Here is an 806-nt window from a genome sequence, read left to right as displayed (position 1 = left end):
TGGTGTTCCAGCAGGGTTTCCAGCTCTTGCAGGTGGGCGATGAGTTCTTTGAGGGTGATGGGCCGGGTACGTTGAAGACGGGGTGCTGCCCTGGGTTGCAACACGCGATCCAAGTGCGCCAAAGACCAGCTTGGCCAGGGATCCACTTCTACCTCCACCGGGCTGGGCTCACTTTCTTCTGCTTCTGGTTCTGCCAAAGCCATCGCCTTAAGATAGACCAACATGGCAGCGTGGAGCAGGGCTTGTCCCGACTCAGACAGGTCATGGCTGCTGCTGGTGGGAGCCATACGGGCCAGAAAGCGATCGATAACCTCGATGACCTGCACATCCCAGGGATCGATCTCGCCTCGTTCTGCCAAATCAATGAGCAGAGCAATTGCCTCTTCGGTCGGTGAGTAGGCCATAGCACCCCACAGCTCCCTGACCCTTACTGTAGCCCTCAGGCCGGATCCCGGCTATCTCTAGCCATCTCCCATGCCGATCCGAATCCTCTGGCTCAATCGCTGACGTGGTAATATAGAGATCCTGCTCTAGTCGATAGCTGCTAGAGTGGTATCTACGGGCGGTTAGCACAGTGGTAGCGCACTTCCTTCACACGGAAGGGGTCACAAGTTCGAATCTTGTACCGCCCATACCCGCAAACCTGCTCCTGCAGCGAGCTTCAACAGTCCAAGTCCTTCTCCTGGAGGAGAGATACAGGCGGCTAGAAACGACTTTTTCCGCCCCGGGGTCTCCGTAAACTACCCGACTCCGACCGCTAAGCGGTACGGAGCGGGCTTTCAGTAGCCCTGGGCCTGCTCTGCTCT

At 57.6% G+C, this 806-nt stretch carries 1 protein-coding gene and 1 tRNA gene; one reads left to right on the top strand and one right to left on the bottom strand.

From position 1 onward, the window contains the following. Positions 1-404 (bottom strand): segregation/condensation protein A (locus NW837_RS12805; RefSeq protein WP_414332034.1); only part of this gene is annotated, 404 nt, incomplete at its 3' end. A gap of 156 nt (positions 405-560) precedes the next feature. Here NW837_RS12805 and NW837_RS12800 point away from each other — a divergent pair. Continuing rightward, a tRNA-Val gene (locus tag NW837_RS12800) sits at positions 561-632 on the top strand. The last annotated feature ends 174 nt before the right edge of the window (positions 633-806 follow it).

The sequence above is a fragment of the Synechococcus sp. R6-10 genome (assembly GCF_047461815.1).
GTDB lineage: Bacteria > Cyanobacteriota > Cyanobacteriia > Thermostichales > Thermostichaceae > Thermostichus.
The sequence above is the reverse complement of the archived record's forward strand: the minus strand, read 5'-3'. Positions and strand labels throughout refer to the sequence as shown.